The organism is Microbacterium maritypicum (assembly GCF_041529975.1).
Lineage (GTDB): Bacteria > Actinomycetota > Actinomycetes > Actinomycetales > Microbacteriaceae > Microbacterium.
This window is the reverse complement of the sequence record NZ_CP168030.1, coordinates 3,044,698-3,058,429: the sequence shown is the minus strand read 5'-3', so window position 1 is coordinate 3,058,429 and position 13,732 is coordinate 3,044,698. Positions and strand designations below refer to the sequence as shown.

Annotated in this window: 11 protein-coding genes; 9 read left to right on the top strand and 2 right to left on the bottom strand. The window is 69.5% G+C overall.

The window, feature by feature from the left end; translation table 11 throughout:
- Nucleotides 1–22 precede the first annotated feature (22 nt).
- Entirely contained in the window at nucleotides 23–3,697 is a 3,675-nt protein-coding gene (locus ACCO44_RS14850; RefSeq protein WP_372467137.1) for a multifunctional oxoglutarate decarboxylase/oxoglutarate dehydrogenase thiamine pyrophosphate-binding subunit/dihydrolipoyllysine-residue succinyltransferase subunit, read from the bottom strand.
- 161 nt (nucleotides 3,698–3,858) lie between these two features.
- Here ACCO44_RS14850 and ACCO44_RS14845 point away from each other — a divergent pair, with 161 nt between their 5' ends.
- The 3 genes from ACCO44_RS14845 to ACCO44_RS14835 all read left to right on the top strand — a co-directional run bounded on the left by ACCO44_RS14845 (nucleotide 3,859) and on the right by ACCO44_RS14835 (nucleotide 7,800).
- The gene (locus ACCO44_RS14845) at nucleotides 3,859–5,313 is read left to right on the top strand and encodes a GuaB1 family IMP dehydrogenase-related protein (protein ID WP_105709683.1); all 1,455 of its coding nucleotides are present in this window, start codon (nucleotides 3,859–3,861) and stop codon (nucleotides 5,311–5,313) included.
- 112 nt (nucleotides 5,314–5,425) lie between these two features.
- Nucleotides 5,426–6,742 carry a hemolysin family protein gene (locus tag ACCO44_RS14840; protein WP_029261940.1) on the top strand — a complete coding sequence of 439 codons (1,317 nt, stop codon included), beginning with the start codon at nucleotides 5,426–5,428 and terminating at the stop codon, nucleotides 6,740–6,742.
- On the top strand, nucleotides 6,739–7,800 hold the full coding sequence (locus ACCO44_RS14835) for a hemolysin family protein (RefSeq protein WP_029261939.1): 1,062 nt from the start codon (nucleotides 6,739–6,741) through the stop codon (nucleotides 7,798–7,800). The genes ACCO44_RS14840 and ACCO44_RS14835 overlap by 4 nt, the downstream gene beginning before the upstream one ends.
- Nucleotides 7,801–7,866: 66 nt before the next feature.
- Here ACCO44_RS14835 and ACCO44_RS14830 read toward each other — a convergent pair whose 3' ends face one another.
- Nucleotides 7,867–8,934 carry an NADH:flavin oxidoreductase/NADH oxidase gene (locus ACCO44_RS14830; protein ID WP_372467134.1) on the bottom strand — a complete coding sequence of 356 codons (1,068 nt, stop codon included), beginning with the start codon at nucleotides 8,932–8,934 and terminating at the stop codon, nucleotides 7,867–7,869.
- 56 nt (nucleotides 8,935–8,990) lie between these two features.
- Here ACCO44_RS14830 and ACCO44_RS14825 point away from each other — a divergent pair, with 56 nt between their 5' ends.
- From ACCO44_RS14825 to ACCO44_RS14800, 6 genes are read left to right on the top strand one after another with little or no spacing between them, the layout of a single operon-like run.
- A complete protein-coding gene (locus tag ACCO44_RS14825) occupies nucleotides 8,991–9,833 on the top strand; it encodes an NAD(P)H-hydrate dehydratase (RefSeq protein WP_372467132.1) in 843 nt (280 codons plus the stop codon).
- A complete protein-coding gene (locus tag ACCO44_RS14820) occupies nucleotides 9,830–11,065 on the top strand; it encodes a hypothetical protein (protein WP_372467130.1) in 1,236 nt (411 codons plus the stop codon). Before ACCO44_RS14825 ends, ACCO44_RS14820 begins: the two co-directional genes overlap by 4 nt.
- 4 nt (nucleotides 11,066–11,069) lie before the next feature.
- Entirely contained in the window at nucleotides 11,070–11,399 is a 330-nt protein-coding gene (locus ACCO44_RS14815; protein WP_262000726.1) for a thiamine-binding protein, read from the top strand.
- Nucleotides 11,392–11,868, top strand: coding sequence for a GNAT family N-acetyltransferase (locus ACCO44_RS14810; protein ID WP_372467128.1), 477 nt, complete (start codon nucleotides 11,392–11,394; stop codon nucleotides 11,866–11,868). Before ACCO44_RS14815 ends, ACCO44_RS14810 begins: the two co-directional genes overlap by 8 nt.
- A 9-nt stretch (nucleotides 11,869–11,877) precedes the next feature.
- Nucleotides 11,878–13,107 (top strand): MFS transporter, encoded by a 1,230-nt coding sequence (locus ACCO44_RS14805; protein ID WP_372467126.1) that lies wholly within the window; start codon nucleotides 11,878–11,880, stop codon nucleotides 13,105–13,107.
- 9 nt (nucleotides 13,108–13,116) lie between these two features.
- On the top strand, nucleotides 13,117–13,728 hold the full coding sequence (locus tag ACCO44_RS14800) for an NUDIX domain-containing protein (protein ID WP_262000729.1): 612 nt from the start codon (nucleotides 13,117–13,119) through the stop codon (nucleotides 13,726–13,728).
- Nucleotides 13,729–13,732 lie beyond the last annotated feature (4 nt).

Genomic DNA, 13,732 nt, shown 5'->3' with positions numbered 1-13,732 from the left:
GGCGCCCTTTCTCGTCGATGGATCAGCCGAGCGTGACGGCCGAGCGGATCAGTGCGGCCTGCTCGACCGCGTGCACCTTGGACGATCCCGTCGCCGGCGATGCCGATGCCGTGCGGGCGACGGGACGGAAGGAACGGTCGCCGGGGACGTCGGCGAAGGCGAGCGCGAGGAACGGCCAGGCGCCCTGGTTCTCCGGCTCCTCCTGCACCCACACCAGTTCGGCGTTCGGGTAGGAGTCGGTGATGGCCTTGAGGTCGTCGATCGGCGTCGGGTAGAGCTGCTCGAGCCGGACGAGGGCGACCTCGGGGTTCGGGTTCTTATCGAGTTCGGCGCGCAGATCCCAGTGCACCTTGCCCGAGTGCACGAGGACGCGCTTCACGGCCGAGCGGTCGAGACCGCGGTCGTCGTCGATCACCGGCTCGAACCGGCCCTGGGTGAACGCCTCGACCGGGCTCGTCGCGCCGCGCAGACGCAGCATCGCCTTCGGAGTGAACACGATGAGCGGCTTGCGAGGACGGGCATAGGCCTGGCGGCGCAGCAGGTGGAAGTACGACGCCGGGGTCGACGGACGGGAGACGATCATGTTCTCCTGTGCGCACAGTTGTAGGAATCGCTCGATGCGCGCCGACGAGTGGTCGGGTCCTTGGCCCTCGTAGCCGTGGGGGAGGAGCAGCGTCACGCTGGACTGCTGGCCCCACTTCTGCTCGGCGGCGGAGATGTACTCGTCGATGACGGACTGGGCGCCGTTGACGAAGTCGCCGAACTGCGCCTCCCAGAGCACGAGTGCTTCGGGGGCCTCGACCGAGTAGCCGTATTCGAATCCGAGGGCGGCGTACTCGCTGAGGAGCGAGTCGTAGACGAAGAACCGGCCCTGCGCGTCGGACAGGTTCGACAGCGGCAGCCACTCCTGGCCGTTCGCGCGGTCGTGAAGGGTCGCGTGACGCTGCACGAACGTGCCGCGGCGCGCATCCTGCCCGGCGAGACGCACCGGGGTGCCCTCGACCAGAAGAGAGCCGAATGCGAGCAGCTCGCCGAAGCCCCAGTCGATACCGCCGTTGCGGCTCATGTCGAGACGCTTCTCCAGCAGCTGCTGGATCTTCGGGTGCACCGTGAAGCCCTCGGGCTTGTTCACGAACGCGTCGCCGATGAGCTGGATGACCTCACCCGGCACGCCGGTGACCTCGGGCGCGCCGACCTGATCTTCCACCGGAGGCAGGTCGGGTGCGATCGGCGTCGCCCCGGTCTCCGCCGCGTGGGTCTCGGCGAAGGCGATCTCGAGACGGTTCTGGAAGTCCGCCTTGGCCTCGTCGTACTCCTGCTCCGTGATGTCGCCACGGCCGACGAGCGACTCGGTGTACAGCCGGCGGACCGACCGCTTCGCCTGGATCAGGTCGGTCATCAGCGGCTGCGTCATCGAGGGGTCGTCGCCCTCGTTGTGACCGCGTCGGCGGTAGCACACGAGGTCGATGACGACGTCGCGGTGGAAGCGCTCGCGGTACTCGAACGCGAGCTGCGCCACGTGGATGACGGCCTCGGGGTCGTCGCCGTTCACGTGGAACACCGGTGCCTGGATGGTCTTCGCCACGTCGGTGGAGTACACCGAGGTGCGTCCGTCGTTCGGGGTCGTCGTGAAGCCGACCTGGTTGTTCACCACGACGTGGATCGTGCCGCCGGTGCGGTAGCCGCGCAGCTGCGACATCTGCAGCGTCTCGACCACGACGCCCTGCCCGGCGAAGGCGGCGTCGCCGTGGACGAGGATCGGCAGCCAGGCGAACGTGCCGATCGGCTTGCGGTCCTGCTTGGCGCGGACGATTCCTTCCAGCACGCCGTCGACCGTCTCGAGGTGCGAGGGGTTGGCCGCGAGGTAGACCGGCAGCTCGGACTTGTCGTCGGCGACGAAGGTGCCCTCGGTGCCGAGGTGGTACTTCACATCGCCGGAGCCGCGCTGGTTGCCGGGGGTCTGGGTGCCCTCGAACTCCCGGAACACCTGGCCGTACGTCTTGCCGGCGATGTTCGTGAGCACGTTGAGGCGGCCGCGGTGGGCCATACCGATCGCGGCACCCTCGAGACCTGCGGTCGCGGCGCCCTGGAGGATCTCGTCGAGCAGCGGGATCAGCGACTCGCCGCCCTCGAGCGAGAAGCGCTTCTGGCCGACGAACTTCGTCTGCAGGAAGGTCTCGAACGCCTCGGCCTCGTTCAGCTTGCGGAGAACCCGCAGCTGCTCGTCGTGGCCGGGCTTCTGGTACTTGACCTCGACCTTCTCCTGGAACCAGCGACGCTGCTCCGGGTCCTGGATGTGCATGTACTCGATGCCGAGCGTGCGGCAGTAGGAGTCGCGGAGCACTCCGAGGATGTCGCGGAGCTTGGCGACGCGCCGACCGCCGAATCCGCCGGTGACGAATTCGCGGTCGAGGTCCCAGAAGGTGAGCCCGTGGCTCTCTATCTCGAGGTCGGGGTGTGACCGCTGCTGGTACTCGAGCGGATCGATGTCGGCCATCAGGTGGCCGCGGACGCGGAAGGAGTTGATGAGCTCCTGCACGCGGGACTGCTTGTCGACGCGCTCGGCGAGGTCGACCGCGATGTCGGGGTTCCACCGGATGGGGGCGTACGGGATGCGGAGCGCCGCGAAGATGTCGTCGTAGAAGCCGCGCTGGCCGATGAGCAGCTCATGCACCTTCTTGAGGAACTCGCCCGACCCGGCACCCTGGATGACGCGGTGGTCGTAGGTGCTGGTGAGCGTGATCGTCTTGCCGATCGCCAGTTCGTTGAGCGTCTTGTCGCTCGCGCCCTGGAACTCGGCGGGGTACTCGAGGGCGCCGGCGCCGATGATGCACCCCTGGCCCTTCATGAGTCGCGGCACGGAGTGCACGGTGCCGATGCCGCCCGGGTTGGTCAGCGAGACGGTGGTGCCCTGGAAGTCGGCGGCGGTGAGCTTGTTGCCGCGCGCGCGGGTGACCAGGTCTTCGTAGGCGCTGAGGTACTCCGTGAAGGACAGGGTGTCGGCGCGCTTGATGCTGGGCACCATGAGTGCGCGAGTTCCGTCGGGCTTGGGCAGGTCGATCGCGATGCCGAGGTTGACGTGCGCCGGGGCGACGACCGAGGGCTTGCCGTCGATCTCGGCGTAGAACACGTTCTGGCTGCGGAACTCGTCGAGCGTGCGGATGAGCGCCCAGCCGATGAGGTGGGTGAAGCTGATCTTGCCGCCGCGGGTGCGCGCCATGTGGTTGTTGATGACGATGCGGTTGTCGATCATCAGCTTCGCGGGCACGGTGCGCACGCTGGTCGCGGTCGGGACGGTCAGCGACTCGTCCATGTTCGCCGCGAGGGTCTTCGGCAGGCCGCGCAGCGGCGTGACCTTGTCCTCCTCGACCGTCTCGGCGGCTTCCTTCGACTCGGGCTTGGGCGCGGGCTTGGGGGCCTGGGCCGGGATCGGCGCGGCGGCCGCGGGCTTCGCGGTCGTGCGGGCGACCGGCTGCGAGCCGATCACGGGGATCGGGGCGGTCACCGGATGTGCCGACGTGTCCGCGGCGGCGGGTGCCGATGAGGACGTGTCCGAGTGGTACTTCTCGAGGATCGGCCACCACTCCTTGTCGACGGAGTCGCGGTTCACCTTGAACTGCTCGTAGAGCTCTTCGACGAGCCAGGAATTGGCTCCGAACCCCCCGTCGCCGTTGACGCCGGTCACCTGGTTCGACACTCTCGATCGCCCTCTTTCATCGCTGAAGCTCTCTGGTGCGGACGTCGACGCAGGATGCGTTCGGATCCGCACACTCTCGACCAACAAGCCTAACGTGTTTCGCTCGAGGAATCGTCGGAAGCGACGCGCCCACGCGGCTGCGATCTGGGTACCGTGGACACATGGAGTTCTCTGGAGCGCAGCCGACCGTCGACCTGACCTACTCGGACGTCTTCCTGGTGCCGCGGCGATCCGGGGTCACCAGCCGTCTTCAGGTCGATCTGGCACCACTGGACGGCACCCCGGCCACCCTTCCGATCGTCGCCGCGAACATGAACTCCGTGACCGGACCGCGCATCGCGGCGGTGCTCGCCCGCCGAGGTGCGCTCGGCGTCCTTCCCCAGGACCTGCCGCTGCAGGATCTCGATTCCGCGATCCGCGACGTGAAGGCGCAGCCGGTCCTCTGGGACACCCCGATCGTGCTCCCGCCCGAGGCCTCCGTCTCCGACGCCCTCCGTCTGCTCCCGGCCGCCGCCGGCCACGGGATCGTGGTGGCGCAGGGTGCCGCGCCGATCGAGGTCGGCCGGATCCTCGGCGTGCTCCCGGCGACCAGACTCGCCACCGCTCTGCCGGATGCCCAGCTCGGAGATCTCGTGCACCGCGGGACGCCGTCCATCGACGCGGACGACATCGGTTCGGAGCGGCACGCCTTCGACGTCATCACGGACGCCGACGTCGAGATGGTGACCGTGGTCCATCACGGACATCTCGTGGGCACCCTGAGCGCGCGCAGTGCGCTGCGCTCGACCCTGTACCGCCCGGCCGTCGATACCGACGGGCGTCTGGCCGTCGCCGCGGCCGTCGGAATCAACGGCGACGTCGCAGCGAAGGCCAAGGCGCTCGCCGGAGCCGGTGTCGACGTGCTGGTCGTCGACACCGCGCACGGCCACCAGGAGAGCATGCTGCGCGCTCTGCGTGCGATCGCCGAGCTCGACCTCGGCCTGCCCATCGTCGCCGGCAACATCGTCACCGCCGACGGCGTCGCCGACCTGGTCGATGCGGGCGCGACGATCCTCAAGGTGGGCGTGGGCCCGGGGGCGATGTGCACGACGCGCATGATGACCGCGGTCGGCCGCCCCCAGTTCTCCGCGGTGCTCGAGACCGCCCAGGCCGCCAAGGAGCTCGGCGCCCATGTCTGGGCCGACGGCGGCGTGCGGTACCCCCGCGACGTCGCGCTCGCGCTCGCGGCCGGCGCGGCATCCGTCATGGTCGGCTCGTGGTTCGCCGGCACGATCGAGGCGCCGGGGGAGCTGCAGCGCGACGGCGACGGACGCCTGTTCAAGGAATCCTGGGGCATGGCGTCGACCAAGGCGGTGCAGGCGCGCTTCGGCCGACTCGACGCCTACGAGCGGGCCCGCAAAGAGCTCTTCGCCGAGGGCATCTCCTCGTCCAAGATCTATCTCGACCCCCTGCGCCCCGGCGTGGAGGACCTGCTGGACATGATCACCTCGGGCGTGCGTTCGTCGTTCACGTATGCGGGTGCGTCGTCCGTGCCGGAGTTCCACGATCGCGCGCTGGTCGGACTCCAGTCGGCGGCGGGGTACGAAGAGGGCAAGGCGCTGCCCGTCAGCTGGTGATCGCGAGCGCGAGCACAGTCGTCTTCTGTACAATCGTCCGCATAATGGACGACCCTCCCAGTTGCAGAACATCGCCCCACTGTCCGCCTCTCTCGCAGGAGAGGAACCGCTGATGGACTACATCATGTTGGGCGTGGGGCTCCTTCTCACGGTCGGCACCGGCCTCTTCGTCGCCAGCGAGTTCGCGCTGGTCAACCTCGACCGCGCCGAGCTCGAGGCGCGACAGGCCAGAGGTGAATCCCGGCTCTCGCTCACGATCGGCGCCCTCAGGCACACGTCCACGCATCTCTCCGCAGCGCAGCTCGGCATCACGCTGACGACGCTGCTGACCGGTTACACGATGGAGCCGGCGCTGTCGAACCTGCTTCGTCCGACGCTCCTCGCCTGGAGCATCCCGGAGGCGGCGGTCGCGCCCATCGCGACGATCGTGGCGATGCTCGTCGCCACCGTGCTCTCGATGATCCTCGGCGAACTCGTGCCGAAGAACTTCGCGCTCGCCCTGCCGCTGGCGACGGCGAAGCTCGTCATCCCCTTCCAGGTCGCCTTCACGACAGTCTTCAAACCGGCCGTGGTCGTGCTCAACGGCAGTGCCAACGGCGTGCTGCGGAGCATGGGCATCGAGCCCAAGGAGGAGCTCTCCGGTGCCCGCAGCGCGGAGGAGCTCTCCTCGCTCGTCCGACGCTCCGCCAATGCGGGCCTGCTCGAGGCCGACACCGCGACGCTGCTCGACCGCACCCTGATGTTCTCCCGGCTGACCGCCGCCGATGTGATGACCGCGCGGCCGAGCATGCACGCGATCGCCGCGGGCGACTCGGTGGACGACGTCATCCAACTCGCGCGACGGACCGGCCACAGCCGCTTCCCGGTCTACGACGACGATCTCGACGACATCACGGGCGTCGTGCACCTCAAGGCGGCCATCTCGGTGCCGCGTGATCGCCGGATCGACGTCCCCGTCGGTGCTCTGGCGACCGAGCCCCTGCGCGTACCCGAGACGGTGCACGTCGACGCCCTGATCTCCGAGCTCCGTGCTCGCGGTTACCAGCTCGCCGTCGTCGTCGACGAATACGGCGGGACTGCGGGTCTCGTCACCCTCGAAGACCTCGTCGAGGAGCTGGTCGGCGAGGTCGCCGACGAGCACGATCGCACCAGAGCAGGAGTCATCCGCAACCGGGAGGGTGTGACCTTCCCCGGCGAGCTGCGGCCCGATGAGCTGCGCCGTCGCGCGGGCGTCGAGGTGCCGGAGGGCGACGTGTACGACACAGTGGGCGGCTACGTCATGAGCGTGCTCGAGCGCGTGCCCTCGGTCGGCGACGAGGTGCCGCTCGACAGCGGCATCCTCCAGGTCGTCCGCATGGACGGCCGGCGCGTCGACCGCGTCCGCTACGTTCCGAGTCCGCTCGACGGGGGAGAGGAGGCCACCCGATGAACGATTGGGGAGGACTCGCCTGGCTCGTCGTGCTTCTGATCGCGAACGCGTTCTTCGTCGGTGGAGAGTTCGCGGTGATCTCGGCTCGTCGGTCGCAGATCGAACCGCGCGCAGACCAGGGCTCGCGTGCAGCGAAGACGGCGCTGTACGCGATGGAGCACGCGACTCTGATGCTCGCGACCTCGCAGCTCGGCATCACCATCTGCTCGCTCCTGATCCTGAACGTCTCGGAGCCCGCGATCCACCACCTGCTCGCCGTGCCGCTGCATGCGCTCGGCTGGCCGGACGGTGCCGTCGATGCGGTCTCCTTCGCGATCGCGCTGCTGATCGTCTCGTTCCTGCACGTCGTGTTCGGCGAGATGGTGCCGAAGAACCTGGCGTTCTCGGTGCCGGATCGTGCCGTGCTGATCCTGGCTCCGCCGCTCGTGTGGGTGTCGAAGGTATTCATGCCGGTGATCTGGGTGCTCAACGCGGCCGCCAACGGTGTGCTGCGCCTCTTCCGGGTGGAGCCGAAGAACGAGGCCGCCTCCACGTTCACGCTCGACGAGGTCGCGACCATCGTGAGCCAGTCGCGACGTGAGGGTCTGCTGATGGACACCGCGGGAACGGTCGCCGCCGCCGTCGAATTCACCGACAAGAAGGCGCGGGATGTCGCCGTGCCGCTCGGCGATCTCGTGACGCTGCCGCAGTCGACCACGCCGGACGACATCGAGAAGGCCGTGTCCCGCTACGGGTTCTCCCGCTACGTGATCGTCGACGACGAAGCGGTACCGATCGGATATGTCCACCTGAAGGACATCCTCCGCGCATCCGAAGGGCCGGATGCCGAGACGAAGATGATCCAGCCGGTCCCGGCCAAGCGCATCCACCACATGGTGCCGGTGCAGGAGGATACGGATCTGGAGGATGCTCTCGCCGTCATGCGCCGCGCGGGCCGCCACCTCGCGAAGGTGCGCGACGCGCAGGGCAACACCACCGCGGTGCTGTTCCTGGAGGACATCCTGGAGGAGCTGGTCGGCGAGGTGCAGGACGCGACGCGTCGCTTCCGCGGACGCTGATCCGGACAGATACGCGAAGGCCGCCGACCCGGGAGGATCGGCGGCCTTCGTCGCGTGCGCGCCCGCTCAGCGCCAGTGCGCGCGCTCGTACTGCGGGGGCCAGGCGATCTCCGCACCGAGCTCGTGGGCGGCGCGGAGGGCGAAGTGCGGGTCACGCAACCACTCCCGACCCGCGAAAATCACGTCCGCCGCGCCGTCGGCGAGCACCTGCTCCGCCTGGGCCGACGCGGTGATGAGCCCGACCGCGGACACCGGGATGCGGCCCCCCTGGCGCACCGTCTCGGCGAGCGGCACCTGATATCCGGGGAATACGTCGATGCTCTGATGCGCGACGAGGCCGCCGCTGGAGACGTCGATCAGGTCGGCCCCGTGCTGTGCCGCCCAGTCGCCGACGATCGTCGCCTCCTCCGGGGTGAAGCCGCCGTCCGCGTGATCGGTGGCCGAGATGCGCACGAGCAGCGGCACCTCGGCGCCGGCGGTGGCACGAACGGCGTCCACCACGCGGAGCAGCAGCCGTGCGCGATTCTCGAGCGATCCGCCGTACTCGTCGTCGCGCAGGTTCGACAGCGGCGACAGGAACTGGTGCAGGAGGTAGCCGTGCGCCCCGTGGATCTCGATGACGTCGAAGCCGGCGTCGAGCGCGCGGCGCGTGGCGGACGCGAACCCCTCGACCACCCGGTCGATGCCCGCCAGGTCGAGGGCCACCGGTTCCGCGAAGCCGTCGAACGCCACTGCCGAGGGCGCCGTGGTCGTCCAGCCGCCGTCCTCCTGCGGGACGGAGCCGCGCTGGGGAGCCCAGGGCCACCAGGTCGAGGCCTTCCGTCCCGCGTGCGCGAGCTGGATGCCGGCGTGCGCTCCGCGGTCGTGGATGGCCTGCACGATCGGCGTGAGTGCGTCGCGCTGCTCGTCGTTCCAGAGGCCGACGTCGCGAGGGGAGATCCGGCCCTCGGGGACGACCGAGGTGGCCTCGGCGACGATCAGCCCGGCGCCGCCCGAGGCGAACTGGGCGAGGTGGGCGTGGTGCCACTCCTGAGCGACGCCGTCGACGGCGCTGTACATGCACATGGGTGAGACCCAGAGGCGATTGCGGAAGGTGACGGATCGGATGCTCAGAGGGGAGAAGAGAAGACTCACCGTTCGACGCTACCCCCGCGGGCGTGCGCCTCGGGCCGTCGCACTAACGTGGAGTCATGATCGAGGTGCGGGAGTGGTCACGCAGCGATACGGCACGCCTGTTCCGTGCGCCCACGGCGGTGGACGACAAGTACGCGCGCGGGGTCGTGGCGCTGCGTACCGGATCTCCCGCCTACCCCGGCGCCGCGGTGCTCGGAGTCGAGGCGGCCTGGCGGTCCGGAGCGGGGTTCGTGCGGTACGTGGGCGCGGAACGGGTGGCGGACGCCGTGCTGGCCCGGCGACCCGAGACCGTCGTGGGAGCGGACATCGGCAGTTCGCGCGTCGGAGCCTGGGTGATCGGCTCCGGGACGGATCCGATGCACCGCACGGACGCGGAGAGCATCGCGCTCCGCGAGATCCTCGCCGGCACGGCCCCCGTCGTCATCGATGCGGGTGCCCTGGACCTCGCGCCGGGAGCACGGGCGCCGTTCCTCGTCACTCCTCACGCACGGGAGTTCGCCCGGTTGCAGGAGCGCCTCCGCGTGCAGCCCCACGACGACGAAGACGACGATCGGGCGGATGCGGCGCGGCAGGTGGCCGCGAAGATCGGCGGCACCGTGCTGCTCAAGGGGACACGGACGCTGGTCGCCGACCCCGACGGAGCCGTCATCGCCGTCGAAGCGGGAACGGGGTGGCTGGCGACGGCCGGTACCGGAGACGTGCTCGCCGGCGTGCTCGGGGCGGTCATGGCCGCGAACCCCGGAGCGGCGCTCGCCGAGGTCGCCGCCGCCGGGGCCTGGCTGCATGGTCATGCCGCGCGGATCGCGGCCGGCACGCTCGCCGGCGGCCCGGGTCACCCGATCGTCGCGATGGACGTGGCCGAGGCGCTCCCGCACGCGATCCAGGACGTCCTGGCGTGAGCCGCGACTCGACGACGAGGGTGCTCGTCCTGTGGGGCGCATTCCTCCTCGTCCACCTGCTCACCGCGCTGCTCGGGTGGGTGTATCCGAGCCAGCCCATGGGTGATGTCGTGCTCGTGTACGAGCCGTGGGCGTCGGCGGCTCTCGGGGGCGGACCGATCGTCGGCATCACCGAGACCTGGGTCTACCCCCAGCTCGCGCTGGTGCCCATGCTGCTCGCCGCCGGACTCGCCGCGCCTCTGGTTCCCGTGCTCGGCGTCTCGAGCGCTTACCTCGTCGGCTGGGCCGTGCTGGTCATCGTCCTCGATGCGGTCGCCTTCGGCGTGCTCATCGGGCGCTCACCCTCGCATGCGCGGCGGGTCGCGGCCTGGTTCTGGTGCGGCGCCGTCTTGCTGCTCGGTCCGATCGCGCTGTACCGGATCGACGCGATCACCGTGCCCCTCGCCGTGATCGGCGGACTCTGGCTCGTCGCGCGACCTATGATCGCCGCCGCCCTGTTGACGGCCGGCGCCTGGATCAAGATCTGGCCCGGCGCACTCGTCGTGGCCGCCGTCGTCGCGGTCCGCGCGCGGCTGCGAGTGCTGCTCGGCGCGGTCGTCGTCACGGGCGGCGTGCTGGCGCTGCTGCTCCTGTTCGGCGCGGACACCGAGATCCTCGGGTTCCTGACCGAGCAGACCGGGCGCGGGCTGCAGATCGAGGCGGTCGCAGCGACGCCGTTCCTCTGGCTCGCTGTCGCGGGGGCTGCACGCATCGAGTACAGCTTCGAGATCCTCACCTTCCAGGTGACGGCGCCGGGAGTGGATGCCGTCGCCGCGGCCCTCACCCCGTTGATGATGATCTGCGTGCTGGTGGTCGCGGCGATCGGCGCGGTGAAGGCGATGCGCGGTGCCGCCTTCCCCCGGTTGTTCCCGCCGCTCGCCCTCACACTCGTGACGCTGCTCATCGTCACCAACAAGGTCGGCTCGCCCCAGTTCCAGACCTGGCTCATTGCGCCGGTGATCCTGTGGATCGTGCTCGACCGTGCCAGAGCGCGCACGCCCGCGGTCATCGTCCTCGCACTCTGTCTGCTCACCTGTCTCGTGTATCCGCTGGGCTACGACGCCCTCCTGCGCGCTGAAGCGCTTCCCGTCGCGGTGCTTACGGTGCGAAACGTCCTTCTCCTCGTCCTGCTCGTCCTCGGCATCCGCGCTCTCCTGCGCGTGCCCGTCCGTCATCCGAAACTCCAGGAGTGAACCCATGCTGATCGCCTTCTCCGTCGCCCCGAGCGGCACACCCGCCGAAGGAACCGAGCGGACCGATGCCTCCGTGCACGACGCGGTGGCCGCGGCTGTGCGCGTGGTGCGCGAGTCAGGTCTGCCGCACCGCACGACGAGCATGTTCACCGAGATCGAGGGGCCGGACTGGGACTCGGTGATGGACGTCGTGAAGCGCGCCACCGAGGCCGTCATGCCGTTCGGCTCGCGGGTGTCGCTGGTGCTCAAGGCCGACATCCGCCCCGGGTACTCGGGCGAGCTCGAGGCGAAGATCGAGCGACTCGAGGCGGCGATCGAGGAGTCGGATGACTGATCGGCGCGCTCCTGCCGAGGTCCGGACACGTCCGGCTGTCGACGATGACGTCGACTGGATCGCGGAACTGCGGGCGATCGTGCTCCGGTCCGATCTGACGAGGCTCGGTCGCTATGACGATGTGCGTGTGCGGCAGCGGTTTCGGGACGCGTTCGCGCCGGAGGAGACCCGCGTCATCATCGTGGACGGAGAGGAGGTTGGCTCCGTCGCGCTCCGTGACGAAGGCGGGTCGCGCTGGCTGGAGCACTTCTACATCGCTCCTTCGCACCAGGGGGCCGGCGTCGGAGGTCGCATCCTGACGATGCTCCTGGACGACGACGTGTCCCATCGCCTCAACGTGCTCCAGGGCAGTCCTGCCCGGGCGCTGTATGAACGCCACGGCTTCGTCCTCGAGAGGCAGGACGAGGTCGACGTGTTCCTGCGGCGTGAGCGGACGAGCACGGACGGCGTGGCGTCGGACGGCCGCTAGGCTGTACCGGTGAATCCCTCGACTGAATCGAGGGGTGCGGCGAAGTGGGCGCTCCTCTCTCTCGCCATCGGCAGCTTCGGCATCGGCATGACCGAGTTCGTGGTCATGGGTCTGCTGCCCAACATCGCCGCCGACCTGCTGCCCTCGCTCTGGGCCACCAGCCAGGAAGACGCGCTGAGCCAGGCCGGTTGGCTGATCTCGCTGTACGCGCTGGGCGTGGTGGTCGGTGCGCCGACCATCGCCGGATTCGTCGCGCGCTTCCCGCGGCACCGGGTCATGATCGTGCTGGCCCTCGCGCTGACGGTCTTCAACGCGCTCACAGTCATCCTGCCCACGTTCGAACTGGTCGCCGCCTCCCGGTTCCTGGCGGGGCTCCCGCATGGCGCGTACTTCGGCATCGGCGCCCTGGTCGCGGCCGACGTCATGGGTCCGGGGAACCGCGCCAAGGGTGTGGCGTTCATCCTCACTGGCCTCACGGTCGCCAACGTGGTCGGCGTGCCGCTCGGCACGTTCCTCGGACAGCAGTGGGGGTGGCGCGCGGCGTTCGCCGTCGTCGCGCTCGTGTTCGCGTTGGCGACGGTCTTCATCGCGGTGTTCGTGCCGCAGCACCCCGGTGATCCCGGACGCACGATGCGTCAGGAGCTGCGAGTCTTCCGCATCCCGCAGGTGTGGTTCACACTCGGCATCGGTGCGATCGGTTTCGGTGGTTTCTTCGCCGTCTACAGCTACATCGCGCCTCTCGTGACCGAGGTCGCCGGGTCGCCGGACTGGGCGGTGCCGATCGTCCTGGTGCTGATGGGGCTCGGCATGACCGCGGGAAACCTCGTCGGCGGCCACCTCGCAGACATCGACCTGCGCCGCACGCTGCTGTTCGGGCTCGCGGCCCTCGTCGTCGTCCTCGGCCTGCTCGCGGTCCTGGCCTTCTGGATCGTGACGCTCGGGCTGCTGGTCTTCGTGGTCGGCTTCGTGTCGTCGGTGCTGAGCCCGACGATCCAGACGCGACTGATGGATGTGGCTGAAGACAACCAGTCGATCGCGGCGGCGATGAACCACTCGGCCCTCAACATCGGGAACAGCCTGGGCGCTTTCCTCGGTGGCCTCGTGATCGCGGCAGGTTGGGGCTTCACGGCTCCCGCATGGACCGGTGCCGCGCTCGCCGTGGCGGGAGTGCTGATCGCCCTGCTGTCCTACCGCGTGGAAGCGCGTCGTCCCGCGGCCAGGGAACGCGTCGCGTCGTAGAGTGACGGGGTGATCGCGCCCGATTCCTCACTCCCCGTCGCCGGCACGGTCGTGCTGCTGCGCGCAGCCGACCCCGGCTTCGAAGTGCTGCTGATGCGGCGTCCCGATCGTGGATCATTCGCGGGTGCGTGGGTCTTTCCCGGTGGCAAGGTCGAGCCGGCCGACCTCCGAGACGGTGACGAGGAGGTCGAGGACGCACGTCGTGCCGCGATCCGGGAGACCTTCGAAGAGGTCGGGGTCGTCGTCGAGGAGCTGGTGGCGTTCTCCGAATGGCATCCGCCGGTCGAGGCACCCACGCGCATCCGCACCTGGTTCTTCCTCGCCGCGGCGCCGGCCGCCGATCCGTCACCCGCCGAAGACGAGGTGGCCGCGATCGCCTGGGTCCGTCCCGCCGAGGCTCTCGCGCGGCACGGTGCAGGGGAGTGGATGCTGTACCCGCCGACCTGGATCACGCTGCATCAGCTGTCGGCGTTCACCGACGCGGCATCCGCGTTGTCTTCCGGCGGTGCCGTGCAGCTGTTCCAGACACGTGTTCTCGGTGCGGGCGCTGGGCAGGCGTTCGCGTGGGAGCAGGGGCGTCTCGAGGCGGGCGAACTGCCGTGGCGGTTCGTTCCGGGCTGAGCGA

Excerpts from the sequence above, each read along its gene's own strand:
- ACCO44_RS14835 (WP_029261939.1), top strand. The coding sequence starts at position 6,739 with ATGAACGATTGGGGAGGACTCGCCTGGCTCGTCGTGCTTCTGATCGCG.
- ACCO44_RS14825 (WP_372467132.1), top strand. The coding sequence starts at position 8,991 with ATGATCGAGGTGCGGGAGTGGTCACGCAGCGATACGGCACGCCTGTTC.
- ACCO44_RS14810 (WP_372467128.1), top strand. The coding sequence starts at position 11,392 with ATGACTGATCGGCGCGCTCCTGCCGAGGTCCGGACACGTCCGGCTGTC.
- ACCO44_RS14840 (WP_029261940.1), top strand. The coding sequence starts at position 5,426 with ATGGACTACATCATGTTGGGCGTGGGGCTCCTTCTCACGGTCGGCACC.
- ACCO44_RS14815 (WP_262000726.1), top strand. The coding sequence starts at position 11,070 with ATGCTGATCGCCTTCTCCGTCGCCCCGAGCGGCACACCCGCCGAAGGA.
- ACCO44_RS14845 (WP_105709683.1), top strand. The coding sequence starts at position 3,859 with ATGGAGTTCTCTGGAGCGCAGCCGACCGTCGACCTGACCTACTCGGAC.